This is a genomic window from Pontibacter silvestris (assembly GCF_020907275.1).
GTDB classification, from domain to species: Bacteria; Bacteroidota; Bacteroidia; order Cytophagales; family Hymenobacteraceae; genus Pontibacter; species Pontibacter silvestris.
In genome coordinates this window covers 1-707 of record NZ_JAJJWI010000097.1, presented here as the reverse complement: position 1 = coordinate 707, position 707 = coordinate 1, and the positions used below count along the sequence as shown (strand labels likewise).

Annotated in this window: 1 protein-coding gene; it reads right to left on the bottom strand. The window is 45.5% G+C overall.

What is annotated here, in order from left to right; genetic code table 11:
• Positions 1-664, bottom strand: a 664-nt coding sequence (locus LN995_RS22110; RefSeq protein ID WP_229963191.1) for a hypothetical protein, incomplete at its 3' end; no start/stop codon positions are given.
• Positions 665-707 lie beyond the last annotated feature (43 nt).

The following is a 707-nucleotide window of genomic DNA, read 5'->3' as shown; positions in this document are numbered from 1 at the left end:
CAATTTTAGCCGATGTTACGGCGTTATCAGCAAGGTCAACAGAAGCAACCGTTCCATCTAAAATTTTAGCTGACGTAACAGCACCCGTAGCAATAGCAGGAGAAGCAGCTGTTCCGGTTAAATCTCCTGCCAGGCGTACTTTACCATTTGTAGTTGTTGTAGCATCAGGTGTACCTGATGCCATAGCTGCTGCAACAAATGCTGTTGTAGCTATTTGTGTTGTATTTGTACCAGGTGCTGCTGTTGGAGCCAGCGGCACTCCTGTAAAGCTTGGCGAAGCCAAGTCTGCCTTTGCATTCAGGGCTGTTTGTGTAGCCGTACTTACAGGCTTGTTCAAATCACTTGTATTGTCTACGTTATTAAGGCCTAAATCATTTTTTGTTAATGAGACAGTGCCTGTTTGTCCGTTTACAGACTGTACAGCACCAGGTGTTGTAATTTCCACCCAGTTGTTGATATCAGAAGCCGGCGTAGCATAAAGTACGTAGGTTTTTCCTTTTACATTGTTGATAGCCATACGACCAACCTGGTCTCCTAACGCTGTCATCTCCGCATCACTGCTTACTACATCAACCGCATTGCTAGACAAGGCAGGAAGCTGGCTGCTCGGAACTTTTCCACTAGCATCCAGAGTAGCGACACCGTTAGCGGCTGCTTTTTCCACTAGATCGATTTTTGTATTAAGAGCTGTTTGAGTAGCAGTACTG